Genomic DNA, 14,047 nt, shown 5'->3' with positions numbered 1-14,047 from the left:
GTGATTCACTATTATTATTTATATGATGATATTAAAAAAGTCATGACAAAAGCACTGATGTACCAGCTTACCCGCTTGACAAACTTTACTGAAACCATTAAACTATGGTTACCGACAATCTATTTATATGAGAATGCTGAGAAAAGAAGAGTAAGAAATCAACCTCATGTGCAGAGACTTCCGGAAGCTGAAAAGGAAGCTTGAGCGTATTTCCCAACATGGCCTTGGAGCAGCGAAGTTGAATTGGCGAAGCACGCCTTTAAATTTCGACGGTTACACCCGTTATCGTGTCAGACTGTTATTAAGTAACCATAAGGTCTTAAGCGGACTTTATGGAACCAACGCAGCCGGTAAGGTCCGTACTGTAAGGTACGGATAAATTAAAGTGGTAACACGGGACAGTTCCCCGTCTTTAAATTTCCGAAAGGATATTTTAAGACGGGTTTTTCTTTGCAGGAAGGGAAGCCCCCTTTTTGCTCATCCCATTTTATAAACAGGAGGAAATCAGAATGTGTAAAGACTCTAAGAAAAAACCATACTATATCACCACGGCTATTGCCTATGCATCAGGAAAGCCCCATATCGGCAATACCTATGAGGCAATATTAGCGGATTCCATCGCCCGTTATAAGAGGGCAGAGGGCTATGACGTGTTTTTCCAGACAGGAACCGATGAGCATGGCCAGAAGATTGAGGAAAAGGCAGAGGCAGCAGGGATCACGCCTAAGGAGTTCGTAGACAGGGCTGCCGGTGAAATTAAGAATATCTGGGATCTGATGAACACCTCTTACGATAAATTCATCCGCACCACAGACAAGGAACATGAGGAGCAGGTTCAGAAGATCTTTAAGAAGCTCTATGACCAGGGAGATATCTATAAGGGACATTACGAAGGCTTATACTGCACGCCCTGTGAATCCTTTTTTACAGAATCCCAGCTTGTAGACGGCAAATGTCCGGACTGCGGACGTGAAGTGAAGCCGGCAAAAGAAGAGGCATATTTCTTCCGCATGAGCAAATATGCGGACCGTTTGATAAAGCACATCAATGAGAACCCGGATTTTATCCAGCCAGTATCCAGAAAAAATGAGATGATGAACAATTTCCTCCTTCCGGGACTTCAGGATCTTTGCGTATCCAGGACCACGTTTAAGTGGGGGATTCCGGTGTCCTTTGATCCGAAGCATGTCACCTATGTCTGGCTTGATGCGCTGACCAACTATATTACCGGAATCGGCTATGACTGTGACGGCAAAAGCAGTGACCAGTATGCCAGATTATGGCCGGCAGACCTTCACCTGATCGGTAAGGATATCATCCGGTTCCATACAATTTACTGGCCCATTTTCCTTATGGCCCTTGATATTCCCCTGCCAAAGCAGGTATTTGGCCATCCATGGCTGCTTCAGGGGGACGGCAAGATGAGTAAATCCAAGGGAAATGTCCTCTATGCGGATACCCTGGTGGATTTCTTCGGCGTGGATGCAGTCCGTTATTTTGTCCTTCATGAAATGCCATTTGATAATGACGGGGTTATTTCCTGGGAGCTTATGGTGGAACGCATGAACTCTGACCTGGCTAACATCCTGGGCAATCTTGTAAACCGTACCATTTCCATGTCCAATAAATACTTTGGCGGCATCGTGTCTGACGGAAATGCAGCGGAGGCTGTTGATGAAGACCTTAAGGCAGTGGTGTTAGAAGAGGTGAAAAAGGTTCAGGAGAAGATGGAGAAACTCCGTGTCGCTGATGCGATGACAGCAATCTTTAATATTTTCAGAAGGAGCAACAAATACATTGATGAAACTGCTCCATGGACCCTTGCCAAGGATGAAGCATCAAAGGGCAGGCTGGAAACCGTTCTTTATAATCTGACGGAAGCCATTGCCATCGGAGCCTCCCTCCTTGATTCCTTTATGCCGGATACCTCTAAAAAGATTCTTAATCAGCTTAATACTTCAAAGAGAGAGCTGTCCCAGATGAATGAATTCGGTGTATATCCCTCTGGAAATAAGGTGACTGATAAGCCGGAGATCCTGTTTGCACGTATGGATATTAAGGAAGTTATGGAGAAGGTGGAAGCCATGTATGGACCAAAGGAAGAAGAATCCAAGGAAACTGCCAAAGAAGATGCTTCCGCCGTGATTGATATAGAAGCCAAAGCAGAGATCGAATACGACGATTTTGCCAAGCTGCAGTTCCAGGTAGGCCAGATCATTGCCTGTGAGGCTGTTCCAAAGTCAAAGAAGCTTTTGTGTTCCCAGGTGAAGATCGGAAGCCAGGTAAAACAGATTGTCAGCGGAATCAAAGCCCACTATTCACCGGAAGAAATGGTTGGCAAAAAGGTGATGGTTGTGGTAAACTTAAAACCAGCAAAACTGGCTGGAGTCCTGTCTGAAGGCATGCTTCTCTGCGCGGAGGATGCAGAAGGCAATTTATCTCTTATGGTTCCGGAGAAAGCAATGCCGGCAGGAGCAGAAATCTGCTAATTAAAAGGGAATGTCTGGGGACACTTGATAGAAAACAGCGAAAGGCCGGGTAACTTGATCCGGCCTTGTTGTTTTAAGGAGGAAGATTCCATGAAAGAGTCAATCAGTGCCCGTGCAAAAGGAATAACAGGAAATACTTTAAAGATGATTGCCATTGTTACCATGCTCATAGACCATATCGGCGTGGCTGTTGTTGAAAACGGTATTTTAAAAAATCAGGACAATCTTACTGCCTGGGAGCTTTTTGGCTTGCAGGGAGAAAACCTGTGGGACATGGCTGACCTGGTGCTTCGTACCATTGGAAGAGTTGCATTCCCTATTTTTTGCTTTCTGCTTGTAGAAGGTTTTTTCCATACCAGGAATATTAAAAAATATGGAGCCAGGCTTTTTTTATTCGCCCTTATATCCGAGATTCCCTTTGATCTGGCAATTTTTGATCAATGGTTTTATCCAGATTATCAGAATGTATATTTTACCCTGTTCATCGGCCTATGTGTTCTTTACTGGTATGATAAGGCTATGGGAGACCCAATCAGGCAGACCCTGGTATTTTTGGCCGGATGCGGTGCGGCTGTTTTTTTGAAATGTGATTATGATATCATAGGGATAGTTATGATCCTGCTATTTTATGTTTTTTATAAAGATAAGAAAAAGCAGACCATTTTCGCAGGTATCCTGACAGCCGTCCAGAGCCTTAGCTGTTTTGGGGCGGCTATCCTGGCCTTCATCCCCATCCGCATGTATAGCGGAGCCAGAGGAAAAAGGAATTTAAAATACCTTTTTTACTGGTTTTATCCTGCTCACTTAGTTTTGCTTTATATCCTGCGTTTGATTATTATAAAGTAAGAAAGGCACCTTCATGGCTGAAGGGACCTGCTTTTTAAAGGAGATTCCTATGATTTTTGATACACACGCCCATTACGATGATGAGGCATTTGATGAAGACAGAGAGGAACTGCTGACAAGCCTTTTTGACCATGGAATTGAGACTGTTACCAATATAGGTGCCAGCATGGAAACTTCCAGGAACACCCTGGAACTGGCGGAGAAATATCCATATGTATATGGAGCGATCGGTGTTCATCCCAATGAAACCGGTGAGCTGGACGAAGAAGATATAACCTGGCTGAAAGAAGGGTCTGCCCATAAAAAGATCGTGGCAATCGGCGAGATCGGCCTTGACTATTACTGGGATGAGCCGGATCATGACACCCAGAAAAGGTGGTTTATCCGCCAGCTGAACCTGGCAAAGGAAGTGAAGCTTCCTGTGGTAATCCACAGCCGGGATGCGGCAAAGGACACCTTAGATATCATGAAGGCAGAGGGGGCAAAGGACATTGGAGGAGTGATTCACTGCTTTTCTTATGGAAAGGAGATCGCCAGGGAATACTTAAATATGGGGTACTATCTGGGAATCGGAGGCGTCCTTACCTTTAAGAATGCTAAAAAGCTTAAAGAAGTGGTGGAGTATATGCCGATGGAACAGCTGGTACTGGAAACAGACTGCCCTTATCTGGCTCCCGCACCCAACAGGGGAAAGCGTAATTCTTCCTTAAATCTTCCCTATGTGGTGCAGGAAATCAGTGCCATTAAGGGAATACCGGAAGAAAAGGTCATTGAAATCACCAATCAGAATGCCAAAAGGCTATACAGGCTTTCGGAACAGCTATAAAAGAAAAGGGAGGACATTCATGGCGACACTGGGAAATCCCCAAAAAACAATCGAGGTCATTCAGAAATACGAATTCGCATTCCAAAAGAAATTCGGACAGAATTTTTTAATAGACACCCACGTATTAGATAAGATCATAGCCGCGGCAGGCGTAACAAAGGAGGACTGTGTTCTGGAAATCGGGCCGGGGATCGGCACGATGACGCAGTATCTGGCAGAAAACGCCAGACATGTGGTAGCTGTGGAGATCGATTCAAACCTGATTCCCATTCTCAAAGAGACCCTGGCAGACTATGAGAATGTGACCGTTATCCATGATGATATTCTTAAGGTTGACATCAACCAGATAACAAAGGAGTATAACGGCGGGCGTCCGATCAAGGTGGTTGCAAATCTGCCGTATTACATCACAACTCCTATTATTATGGGCCTTTTTGAAAACATGGTGCCAATAGACAATGTTACGGTCATGGTTCAGAAGGAAGTGGCAGACCGTATGCAGGTAGGGCCTGGTTCTAAGGATTACGGCGCTCTTTCATTGGCTGTCCAGTATTATGCAAAGCCCTATATTGTTGCAAACGTCCCGCCTAACTGCTTTATGCCCCGTCCGAATGTGGGTTCCGCGGTAATCCGCCTGACCCGCCACAAGGAGCCGCCGGTAAAGGCAGAGGATACAGGGCTTATGTTCCGTCTGATCCGTGCTTCCTTTAACCAGAGAAGAAAGACCCTTCAAAACGGACTGAACAATTCGCCGGAGATTCCCTTCACAAAGGAAGAAATCTCGGAGGCAGTTAAAAGCCTGGGACTTGGGCCCTCCGTGCGGGGAGAAGCATTGACTTTAGAGCAGTTTGCATCCCTTAGCAACTATTTTACAGGAATGAAAAGATAATAAACCAGGAGGGATTATGGCAGATTCGCTGATTACAAAACGCGCAATAGCGGAAGCCTTAAAACAGGTATGCAGGGAAAAGCCCTTTGATAAGATATCCATAACAAATATCACATCCGTATGGGGGTTAAACCGGCAGACCTTCTATTATCATTTTCAGGATAAATATGAACTTTTAAGCTGGATCTATTATAATGAGAATTTTGCCAAAATAGCAGAAGACATTACTCTTGAGAACTGGAACCAGAAGGTTTATGAACTGCTTCAAAATATGAAAGAGGAAAAAGCCTTTTATATCAATACCATCAAAGAACAGGAGCATACTTTTGAGAGTTATCTGTTTGAGATGGCAAAAGCCCTGTTTTCCGAAGCGATTTTAAAGCTGGATGAAAAAAAGAAGCTCACCATGGAGGAGAGGGACTTTGACGCAGAATTTTATGCATATGGTATCTGTGGGATTATTGTTGACTGGGTGGAGAAAGGAATGAAGACGGATCCCCGGCTTGTGGCGGATCGTTTAAAAAGCCTGGCCAGGGCTACGGCGCGGGCCGGTTATCTCCGAGGCCAGGCGAAGCTTTAAGAAAGCTTATGCATGATGATATCCAGACATTCTTCTCTGGAACAGTTTTTGATGAGCGCAACCAGATCAGAATAAGAAAAAAGCTCTGCGGATATTGGGCTGAATTTATCCAAAAGCTCTTCTAAATTCCGGGCAGTTCGCTCCGGCGATTTCTGCCCGTTTTTTAACTGGTGGAAAAGCGCCGTTTTCAGGACGGACTCCCGGATATGTTTGTGTATAGTGGTCGACATAAAAAGTCCTCCTTTTTCATTATATTTATTTTAAATGAAGGTAAAAAAATCTTCTATAGACAAAATCCCAAAATTGTATGGTTTTACGACATCATTTTCCTGATGTCGTTTTTTTATACAACTAAAAAACCATGTATGGTGACGAATGAAATGAAGTATGATAATATAAGCGTATCAGTTAGTTATCACAATTCATAGAATGGAGCGTTGTATATGAAAGGAAAAAATAATTTCGGAAAAGTACTTGCATGGGGAGCTGCGGCAACTGCGGCAGGAGTAGCCGCAAAAAAAGCCTATGATTATTCAAAAAAACAGATGGATTTAAAAAATGAAGAAGTCATGAGACATAAGGAAAACGGCCAGACCCCGGGAAAAGCGTATTTTGTAGGCGGCGGTCTGGGAAGCATGGCAGGAGCGGCTTACCTCATACGAGACTGCAATATGCCGGGAGACCAGATCACGATTTTTGAAGGAATGCATATTCTGGGAGGAAGCAACGATGGCATCGGAACTCCGGAAAAAGGCTTTGTATGCCGGGGCGGACGTATGCTTAATGAAGAGACATACGAAAACTTCTGGGAGCTGTTCCGTTCCATCCCTTCTTTAAATAACCCATCCCGGAGCGTTACCGAAGAGATCCTAAGCTTTGATCATGCCCATCCCACCCATGCAAAGGCCAGACTGGTGGACAAGGATGGAACCATCCTTGATGTAAAGAGCATGGGATTTACCCAGAAGGAACGCATGGCGCTTTTAAAGCTTATGAATACTCCGGAAGAAAAGCTTGACGATATGACCATTGAGGAATGGTTTGCTGACATGCCTCATTTCTTTACAACGAATTTCTGGTATATGTGGCAGACCACCTTTGCATTCCAGAAATGGAGCAGCCTTTTTGAATTCCGCCGCTACATGCGCCGGATGATTCTGGAGTTTTCCAGGATTGAAACTTTGGAAGGGGTAACAAGAACACCGTTAAACCAGTATGACAGCGTCATCCGCCCTCTGGAAAACTATTTAAGAAAGCAGGGAGTTGTTTTTGCGGAAAACTGTACGGTTACTGATATAGACTTTGCAGATGGAGAAGGGATTACGGCTAAGGTGCTTTATTTAAAGGATAATGGCATAGACAGGCAGATCGAGCTTCAGGAGGGCGATATCTGCATCATGACCAATGCCTGTATGACCGACAGCGCGACCCTTGGAGATCTGCATACCCCGGCTCCGGAGCCTGTTTTAAGGCCAATATCCGGGGAATTATGGACCAAGGTATCTGCAAAGAAGCCTGGCCTTGGAAATCCTTATCCATTCTTCGGCGATGTTCATGAGACCAATTGGGAAAGCTTTACCGTAACAAGCCGCGGAAATAAACTTCTTAAAATGATTGAGGATTACTCAGGTAATGTGCCTGGAAGCGGAGCCCTTCTGACCTTTAAGGATTCTAACTGGCTGATGAGCATTGTTGTGGCTGCCCAGCCTCACTTTATCAATCAGCCTATGGACCAGACGATCTTCTGGGGATATGGACTTTATACAGACCGTGAAGGGGATTTCGTAAAGAAACCCATGAAGGATTGTACCGGTGAAGAAATGCTTATCGAGCTTCTCCATCATCTTCATATGGAAAACCGTAAGGATGAGATCCTGGCAGATGTAGTCAACGTCATTCCCTGCATGATGCCTTATGTTGATGCCCAGTTCCAGCCCCGCAAAATGACTGACCGCCCGAAGGTGGTTCCAGCCGGCTCTACCAATTTCGCCATGGTAAGCCAGTTTGTGGAGATTCCGGACGACATGGTATTTACCGAGGAATATTCAGTCCGGGCAGCCAGAATCGCTGTTTACACGCTGATGGGGGCAAATAAAAAGATTTGTCCGGTCACCCCTTATGTGAAGGAGCCAAAGGTTTTAATGAAGGCAGTGCAGACCTCATACCGCTGATAAAATACAAAAATGTCTTCTTGGGCCAGACATTTCCCTACCCGGAAATATCTGGCCCTTTATCGATTTACTACGCTAATACGCGGACGCCATAAATTTTCTCGTTGCAAGAACCCTTTTTCTGTGGTATGCTAAAACTTGCGTTGTCTGTGAAGGACGGACGCAAGAAAAAGCAGATATGGAGGAACAGTTATGAAGAAAATGGCGCTTGTATTAGCGGCAGTCCTTGCTTCAGGGATGGTCCTGACAGCATGCGGCGGTTCCGGTAAATCCGGTACAGCCGGCAACGAAACACAAAAAACAGAAGCAGCAGGAAATACTGCAGGAGGTCTTGATCTGACAGTACAGATCGGTCCTGATCCGGAAACCATTGATCCGGCCTTAAATTCGTCAATTGACGCAGCTAATATGATCCTGCACGCATTTGAGACACTTTTAACCTTTGATAAGGATAATAATATTATTCCCGGACAGGCAGAGACCTATGATGTGAGTGATGACGGGCTTACATATACATTTCATTTACGTGATGGTTTGAAATGGAGCGACGGCTCTGATCTCACAGCAGAAGACTTCATATATTCATGGAAGCGTCTGGCAGATCCTGAGACAGCAGCTCCTTATGGAGCAGACATGCTTTCCATGGTAAAAGGATATCAGGATGCAGCAGCAGGAAACGTTGATGCACTGGCAGTATCCGCGCCTGATGCCAAAACTATTGTAGTGGAACTGGCATCTCCCTGCGTTTATTTTGATAAAATTGTTACCCATGCCAGCATGGCCCCTGTAAAAAAGGATGTAGTTGAGGCAAAGGGAGACCAGTGGTCTTTAACTCCTGATACCTATATATCCAACGGACCGTTAAAAATGATCGAATGGGTACCAGGTTCCCATATTACCTTTGCTAAGAATGAAAATTACTGGGATGCAGATACTGTAACCTTAAATACCTTAAAATTTGTTCTTATGGAAGATGCCAATGCAGCTTACAGCGCTTATCAGACTGGTGAAGTTTCCATGATCAAGGAAATTCCTACTGATGAGATCCCAAGCCTTCAGGGACGGCCGGATTATCACCTGGAACCCCGTATGGCTACTTCCTATACGATTTTCAACGTAAAAAAGGCTCCCTTTGACAATGTGCTGGTACGCCGTGCATTAAACCTTGCAGTTGACCGTGAGTACATTGCCAGTACCGTAATGGCAGGAACGGTTATACCGGCTGCCAACTTTGTAGGCCCTGGTATTTCTGATGCGGAAAGCGGTTCTTCCTTTGAAGAAGTCACCAGAAAGAATAACGGCGGTGATTACTTTAACGTAAGCAATTATGAAGAAGATCTTAATAAGGCAAAAGAACTTCTGGCAGAAGCAGGCTATCCAAACGGAGAAGGCTTCCCGGTGATCGAATATATGACCAACGAAGCCGGTTACAATAAGCCGATTGCAGAATATTTACAGAGTGCATGGAGCGAGCTGGGCATTAGAATGGATATTAAGATTGTTGAATGGTCTACCTTTGCACCAACCCGCCGGGCCGGTGACTTCGAGATTGCCCGTGGCGGCTGGGTATACGACTATGACGACCCTTCCAATATGCTTAACTTATTCACCACGGAAAGCGGAAACAACGACGGAAAGTATTCTAATCCTGAGGTGGACAACTTATTAAAACAGGCCCGTGATACGGCTGATAAGGCAGAGCATTATGAGAAGCTTCATGCAGCAGAAAAGATGATCATGGAAGATGCAGCGGTTGCTCCGCTTGTATACTCCAGCGATTTCTATTTACAGAAGCCTGAATTAAAGGGCACATGGCACTCTCCCTACGGTTTCTGGTTCTTTACACATGCTACCATGGAATAATGGCTGGAACCAAAGGAACCGTCATAAAACAGCTTTATAAAATAGCATAAAAAAGGCGCGTCTTGATGAACTGTAAAAACAGCTTCAAGGCGCGCTTTTTTGCGCTGTGCCAAGGTTATTGCAGACTTTCGTCCCATACGCCTGGTATTGCGCCCCCTGCTTATCCCAGGGAATCGTCATAGCAGGCACGGGCTCCGCCAATATACTTGAGCCTGGTACGGGCGGTGACCACATGGGCCGAGCCGATGTACCTGGTCTTTATTCGGAGCGGAACGGCCACGGCCTTTAAGTGCATGCCGATTAAGGTATCGCCGATATCAATTCCGGCATGGGCCTTTATTGATTCTACCGCCACCGGAGAATGCAGGGTCTGGTAAGCCGCAGTGGCAAAGGAGCTGCCGGCTTTTAACTGGGGTACTACATTGACCGGCTCGTAGCCATATCGCATAGCGGCCTCCTTTTCCAGGATCAAGGCCCGGTTTAAATGCTCGCAGCACTGGGCTGCAACGTAAATCCCCTGTTGGTTAAAAACTTCATAAATGGCAGAAAATACAGTCTGTCCGATTTCCGCGCTGGAATGGGAACCGATCCTGTGGTCGGATATTTCACTGGAGGAGCAACCGATCACGACTAAGTCCTTCTCATTTAAATGTGCCGCTTCCAGTAACTCTTTTGCAGCCATTGTGGCTTGTGTTCTGATTTCATCTAACATGATCCGACATCCTCCTCATGAGAGTTTTTTTATAATGCAGCGCGGATGGCAGCCGCCATTTCCTCATATTCTTTATCCGTTAAATATACTTTGTCCGGATTCATGGTAAAGGTACTGCCCCATTCATCCCCGCCGTTATATTTCGGAACGATGTGCATATGAAGGTGGCAGCCGGTATCGCCGTAAGCGCCGTAATTGACCTTATCCGGATTAAATACTTTATGGATGGCCCTGGAAACCCTGGCTGTATCAGCAAAAAAGGCATTTCTTTCTTCATCTTTAATATCCACCAGTTCGCTGACATGGTCTTTATAAGCCAGAATAACTCTGCCTTTTTTACTCTGCTCTTTAAATAAATATAAAAATCCTGTCTCCATTTCGCAAATGGGATAGCCGAATTTTGCAACAAGCTCTCCCTTCATACAGTATGCGCAATTTGGATCTTTCATAATCATGTTCCTTCCTTCTGCCGGAACGTTGTTTTTGTTTCCCAGCCTGTTCTGTCAAAATATCGGTTCAATGAGATGCGTTTTTACTCTGGAAATCTAAGACCTGCTTTTAATATGGGCGGCCACCTTGACATCTTCTTTCTTGATGTGGTTGATCAGCCAGCCCCCAATGGCGCTGTTGACCTCACCAACAAGGGCGATGGTCGGACCGTCCTTGTCCAGCTTAGCGCAGATTCCTGCCACCACCTTTTTGAACTCTTCATGGTAACGCTTGTGGTTTACATAATCTGGGTACTGATTCTGCAGCTGGAGTTTTTCCTCATTGCCGAAATGTTTTGCAGTATAGTCCTGCAGAAATTTTGCAGTATTAGCCAGTTCTGCACGGCCTTTTCCTGTAGAGCAGGCGGCAAGCAGGTTATTGATTGCATCAATCAACTGGTGATGCTCGGAATCGATTAAAGGGTTGCCGGTTTCTAAATCTTTTGTAAATGTATATGCCATATTTATAGTCTCCTTATCTTGCGTTTTACACTCATTCTACACCATTTCCAGGAAAATTCCAACTGTTAATTTCCCAGCCATACTAAGGAAAAATCTGCTCTCAGAAAACTCCGGAAACGTGAAGCTCCGGTTTTGCTCATTGAGAATGTCTAATCTGAAAGTGGGCATAAAAAAGCCCGGCGCAAAAGCAGCCGGGCAGTTATTGTCATATAATCTGTAATTGGAAAAATATAAGTCTGGGTTTAAATGTTTTCCATCTTGGAAAGAGCTGCTTCGTCTGCAACAATGGTAACATCCGGATGAAGCTGCAAAATAGATGCAGGAACACGGGAAGTAACTGGTCCGCAGATTACATCATAAAGGATGTCCGCTTTATCAGCTCCGCTGATAATCAGAAGGATCTTTCTGGCTCTCATAATGGTGCCGATTCCCATGGTATAAGCCTGGCGAGGAACTTCGTCAATTGATGCGAAGAAGCGCTTGTTGGCTTCGATGGTGCTTTCCTGAAGGTCCACAATGTGGGTATCCTTTGGGAAAATGTCAGAAGGTTCGTTAAAGCCAATGTGACCGTTGTGACCAAGTCCTAAGAGCTGTAAGTCAACACCGCCAAGACCTTTAATTACTTCCTCATAACGGGCAGCCTCTTTATTGGCATCAGGTTCCATACCATCTGGTATATTAGTATTTGCTTCGTCAATGTTTACATGGCGGAACAGATTCTCACGCATAAAATAATAATAGCTCTGGTCATTATCCCTGGTAAGCCCCTTGTATTCATCAAGATTGGCAGTCTTTACCTGGGAAAAATCCAGATCCCCTTTGTTGTACCACTCGATTAACTGTTTATAGGTGCCGACAGGAGAGGAACCGGTAGCCAGTCCCAGAACGCAGTTCGGTTTCATAATAATCTGAGCAGATATAATATTAGCGGCCTTACGGCTCATATCATTGTAGTCCTTCGCGCGATAAAGCTTCATTTCTCTATCCCTCCATACGTAGAAAAAAATTTTTATACATTCTTTTCATAAAGGATAACATTTTTGTGTCATAGATGCAATGGCATTTTGCATAAAATAATTATAAAGGAGTGATGGCATGCCTAATTATCGAAGACTAATCTCATATATTTATGCCTATGAAGGCGCAGTCAAAGGAAAAAACATTGGATTTGCCAAGATAGAAACGAGAGGGGTCCAATGCAAAATTACGGTCAGTGTCAAAAGGATATATGTGGGCGGCAATGATATTGGAGTATACTTATTAGCCGCAGACCAGGAAATACTCCTGGGCAATATTTTTATACGCGGCGGTTCCGGTGAATTCAGGACTGTGGTATCGGCAAATGATATAGAGCACTCCGGAATTAACATGGATCAGTGCTATGGACTGACCATCCATGATGTGAAAAATACATGGCGTTCCTATACGACCATTTGGGAAGATGCCGTTGCCCATGCGGCAGAAGTCGATCTGGAGAGTTCGGCCAAGGTTGTTTCGCAGAAGGAACAGGCTGTTATTTCAGAAGAACAGATAAAACGGGCGGTACGTGAAATCGCGGAAGAATTCCCACTGGAGTCTGATGAACTCCGGGAGGCTTCCCAGTCAGAGATTTCACCGGAGGATAAAAAGATGGAAGCTTCCTCCAATGACCGGACGGTTGAAGAGGAGATTCCAGAGGCCGAAGAACAGGAACTTCTGGAAGAGGAGGACCTGCAGGCAGAGAACCTGCAGGCAGAGAACCTGCAGGCAGAGAACCTGGAGGAGGAAGATCAGGATCCAGTTGATGGGGATATGGATTTTGCCGTACCTGACGGCGGGGAACTTTTAAATGTGGAATCAAAAGATGGTGAACAGGAAGCCATGTCGAATGAGGCAATAGCGGACGAAGACGGCCTGCAGTATGCTGAGGAATCGGAAGAAGACGTACAGTACATGGAAGAGCCGGGCCTGGAGCAGGCAGAAGCCGAGGAATCAATTGGAGAGTTGGTGGGAGCCGGGGAGCCGGAAGTCCAACAGAGTGCCATGCAGTCTGCGGCGGAGCCAGCATACGGAGATTGGCAAAATGACGGACAGGAAGACATACCCAGTGAAATGCAGGAGAAAGAAACCCAGCAAGAGGCTGGGGCTTCCGTGGATGTCCAGGAAAGGGAAGCAGTATTTAGTGAGCCTTATCCCTGCAGCGGCCAGGATGAGATTGGTGAAACCATTTGTTACCGGACCGATGCTGTGATAAAAGAAAGCATGGGCAATCAGGAGGCGCGGCCACAGCTGGGAAATCCTGAAGAATTAGAGCGCCTGCGCCAAAATGAGATCCAGGAAGATAATACCCATAATCTGATCTGGGAGAAGCTGAAACGCGAACATACAAGGATTCTTGCATTTGATTATGAGGATGGCTGCGAAATTCTGACCATCAAGCCCCAGGATATCGGTGTCCTTCCGAGAGATGCCTGGGTTTATGGCAATAACAGCTTCCTTCTGCATGGATACTACAATTACCGTTACTTAATCCTTGCAAAACTATTGAACCCAAACGGGATGCCCCGTTACCTTCTGGGGATTCCAGGGCATTATTACAGCAATGAGAGATATATGGCTTCCATGTTCGGTTTTCCGAATTTCGTGCTGTCCAAGGAGCAGCCAATGGAAGATGGCCGGTTTGGATTCTGGTATACCGATGTAAAATTAGGGGGCTAATTTAAGCCCCCTATCGGCATGTCC

The 14,047-nt window shown here is 45.4% G+C and carries 13 protein-coding genes and 1 other annotated feature; of the genes, 8 read left to right on the top strand and 5 right to left on the bottom strand.

The genetic code is table 11. From position 1 onward, the window contains the following. The first annotated feature begins 129 nt into the window (after positions 1-129). Positions 130-417 (top strand) — a binding site (T-box leader). Positions 418-509: 92 nt separating this feature from the next. The 5 genes from metG to dhaS all read left to right on the top strand — a co-directional run bounded on the left by metG (position 510) and on the right by dhaS (position 5,630). Beyond that, positions 510-2,489, top strand: coding sequence for a methionine--tRNA ligase (metG, locus tag ABFV83_RS16270; protein ID WP_349945273.1), 1,980 nt, complete (start codon positions 510-512; stop codon positions 2,487-2,489). 90 nt (positions 2,490-2,579) lie between these two features. Beyond that, positions 2,580-3,335, top strand: coding sequence for a TraX family protein (locus ABFV83_RS16265; RefSeq protein WP_349945272.1), 756 nt, complete (start codon positions 2,580-2,582; stop codon positions 3,333-3,335). A 49-nt stretch (positions 3,336-3,384) separates the two neighbouring features. Beyond that, the gene (locus ABFV83_RS16260) at positions 3,385-4,161 is read left to right on the top strand and encodes a TatD family hydrolase (protein WP_349945270.1); all 777 of its coding nucleotides are present in this window, start codon (positions 3,385-3,387) and stop codon (positions 4,159-4,161) included. 19 nt (positions 4,162-4,180) lie between these two features. After that, a complete protein-coding gene (rsmA, locus tag ABFV83_RS16255) occupies positions 4,181-5,050 on the top strand; it encodes a 16S rRNA (adenine(1518)-N(6)/adenine(1519)-N(6))-dimethyltransferase RsmA (protein ID WP_349945269.1) in 870 nt (289 codons plus the stop codon). Positions 5,051-5,066: 16 nt separating this feature from the next. Further along, positions 5,067-5,630: a dihydroxyacetone kinase transcriptional activator DhaS gene (gene dhaS / locus ABFV83_RS16250; RefSeq protein WP_349945268.1), complete on the top strand. Its 564-nt coding sequence runs from the start codon at positions 5,067-5,069 to the stop codon at positions 5,628-5,630. Here dhaS and ABFV83_RS16245 read toward each other — a convergent pair. Then, complete coding sequence (locus ABFV83_RS16245; RefSeq protein WP_349945266.1) at positions 5,627-5,860, bottom strand: hypothetical protein; 234 nt, start codon at positions 5,858-5,860, stop codon at positions 5,627-5,629. The two genes, dhaS and ABFV83_RS16245, sit on opposite strands and share 4 nt — an antisense overlap. 213 nt (positions 5,861-6,073) lie before the next feature. Between ABFV83_RS16245 and ABFV83_RS16240 the strand changes: the two genes are divergently transcribed. Both ABFV83_RS16240 and ABFV83_RS16235 read left to right on the top strand, forming a co-directional pair. Further along, on the top strand, positions 6,074-7,801 hold the full coding sequence (locus tag ABFV83_RS16240) for an oleate hydratase (protein ID WP_349945264.1): 1,728 nt from the start codon (positions 6,074-6,076) through the stop codon (positions 7,799-7,801). 192 nt (positions 7,802-7,993) lie between these two features. Continuing rightward, complete coding sequence (locus ABFV83_RS16235; RefSeq protein ID WP_349945262.1) at positions 7,994-9,664, top strand: peptide ABC transporter substrate-binding protein; 1,671 nt, start codon at positions 7,994-7,996, stop codon at positions 9,662-9,664. 160 nt (positions 9,665-9,824) lie between these two features. Here the strand turns inward: ABFV83_RS16235 and ABFV83_RS16230 are convergent, their stop codons facing one another. From ABFV83_RS16230 to nagB, 4 genes are all read right to left on the bottom strand, one after another. Then, positions 9,825-10,376 carry a TIGR01440 family protein gene (locus ABFV83_RS16230; RefSeq protein WP_349945261.1) on the bottom strand — a complete coding sequence of 184 codons (552 nt, stop codon included), beginning with the start codon at positions 10,374-10,376 and terminating at the stop codon, positions 9,825-9,827. 29 nt (positions 10,377-10,405) lie between these two features. After that, the gene (locus ABFV83_RS16225) at positions 10,406-10,825 is read right to left on the bottom strand and encodes an HIT family protein (protein ID WP_349945259.1); all 420 of its coding nucleotides are present in this window, start codon (positions 10,823-10,825) and stop codon (positions 10,406-10,408) included. Between the two features lie 96 nt (positions 10,826-10,921). After that, complete coding sequence (locus ABFV83_RS16220) at positions 10,922-11,326, bottom strand: hemerythrin family protein (protein WP_349945257.1); 405 nt, start codon at positions 11,324-11,326, stop codon at positions 10,922-10,924. A gap of 242 nt (positions 11,327-11,568) precedes the next feature. Further along, positions 11,569-12,303 carry a glucosamine-6-phosphate deaminase gene (gene nagB / locus ABFV83_RS16215; RefSeq protein WP_349945255.1) on the bottom strand — a complete coding sequence of 245 codons (735 nt, stop codon included), beginning with the start codon at positions 12,301-12,303 and terminating at the stop codon, positions 11,569-11,571. 118 nt (positions 12,304-12,421) lie between these two features. Between nagB and ABFV83_RS16210 the strand changes: the two genes are divergently transcribed. Continuing rightward, entirely contained in the window at positions 12,422-14,023 is a 1,602-nt protein-coding gene (locus ABFV83_RS16210) for a hypothetical protein (protein WP_349945253.1), read from the top strand. Positions 14,024-14,047: the final 24 nt, after the last annotated feature.

Source organism: Lacrimispora sp. BS-2, from assembly GCF_040207125.1.
Classification (GTDB): domain Bacteria; phylum Bacillota; class Clostridia; order Lachnospirales; family Lachnospiraceae; genus Lacrimispora.
Note: the sequence above shows the minus strand (reverse complement) of the source record. Positions and strands in the feature narration are given on the sequence as shown.

Coding starts and splice junctions, on each gene's coding strand:
- metG (WP_349945273.1), top strand. CDS start 510: ATGTGTAAAGACTCTAAGAAAAAACCATACTATATCACCACGGCTATT.
- ABFV83_RS16265 (WP_349945272.1), top strand. CDS start 2,580: ATGAAAGAGTCAATCAGTGCCCGTGCAAAAGGAATAACAGGAAATACT.
- ABFV83_RS16260 (WP_349945270.1), top strand. CDS start 3,385: ATGATTTTTGATACACACGCCCATTACGATGATGAGGCATTTGATGAA.
- rsmA (WP_349945269.1), top strand. CDS start 4,181: ATGGCGACACTGGGAAATCCCCAAAAAACAATCGAGGTCATTCAGAAA.
- dhaS (WP_349945268.1), top strand. CDS start 5,067: ATGGCAGATTCGCTGATTACAAAACGCGCAATAGCGGAAGCCTTAAAA.
- ABFV83_RS16245 (WP_349945266.1), bottom strand. CDS start 5,860: ATGTCGACCACTATACACAAACATATCCGGGAGTCCGTCCTGAAAACG.
- ABFV83_RS16240 (WP_349945264.1), top strand. CDS start 6,074: ATGAAAGGAAAAAATAATTTCGGAAAAGTACTTGCATGGGGAGCTGCG.
- ABFV83_RS16235 (WP_349945262.1), top strand. CDS start 7,994: ATGAAGAAAATGGCGCTTGTATTAGCGGCAGTCCTTGCTTCAGGGATG.
- ABFV83_RS16230 (WP_349945261.1), bottom strand. CDS start 10,376: ATGTTAGATGAAATCAGAACACAAGCCACAATGGCTGCAAAAGAGTTA.
- ABFV83_RS16225 (WP_349945259.1), bottom strand. CDS start 10,825: ATGAAAGATCCAAATTGCGCATACTGTATGAAGGGAGAGCTTGTTGCA.
- ABFV83_RS16220 (WP_349945257.1), bottom strand. CDS start 11,326: ATGGCATATACATTTACAAAAGATTTAGAAACCGGCAACCCTTTAATC.
- nagB (WP_349945255.1), bottom strand. CDS start 12,303: ATGAAGCTTTATCGCGCGAAGGACTACAATGATATGAGCCGTAAGGCC.
- ABFV83_RS16210 (WP_349945253.1), top strand. CDS start 12,422: ATGCCTAATTATCGAAGACTAATCTCATATATTTATGCCTATGAAGGC.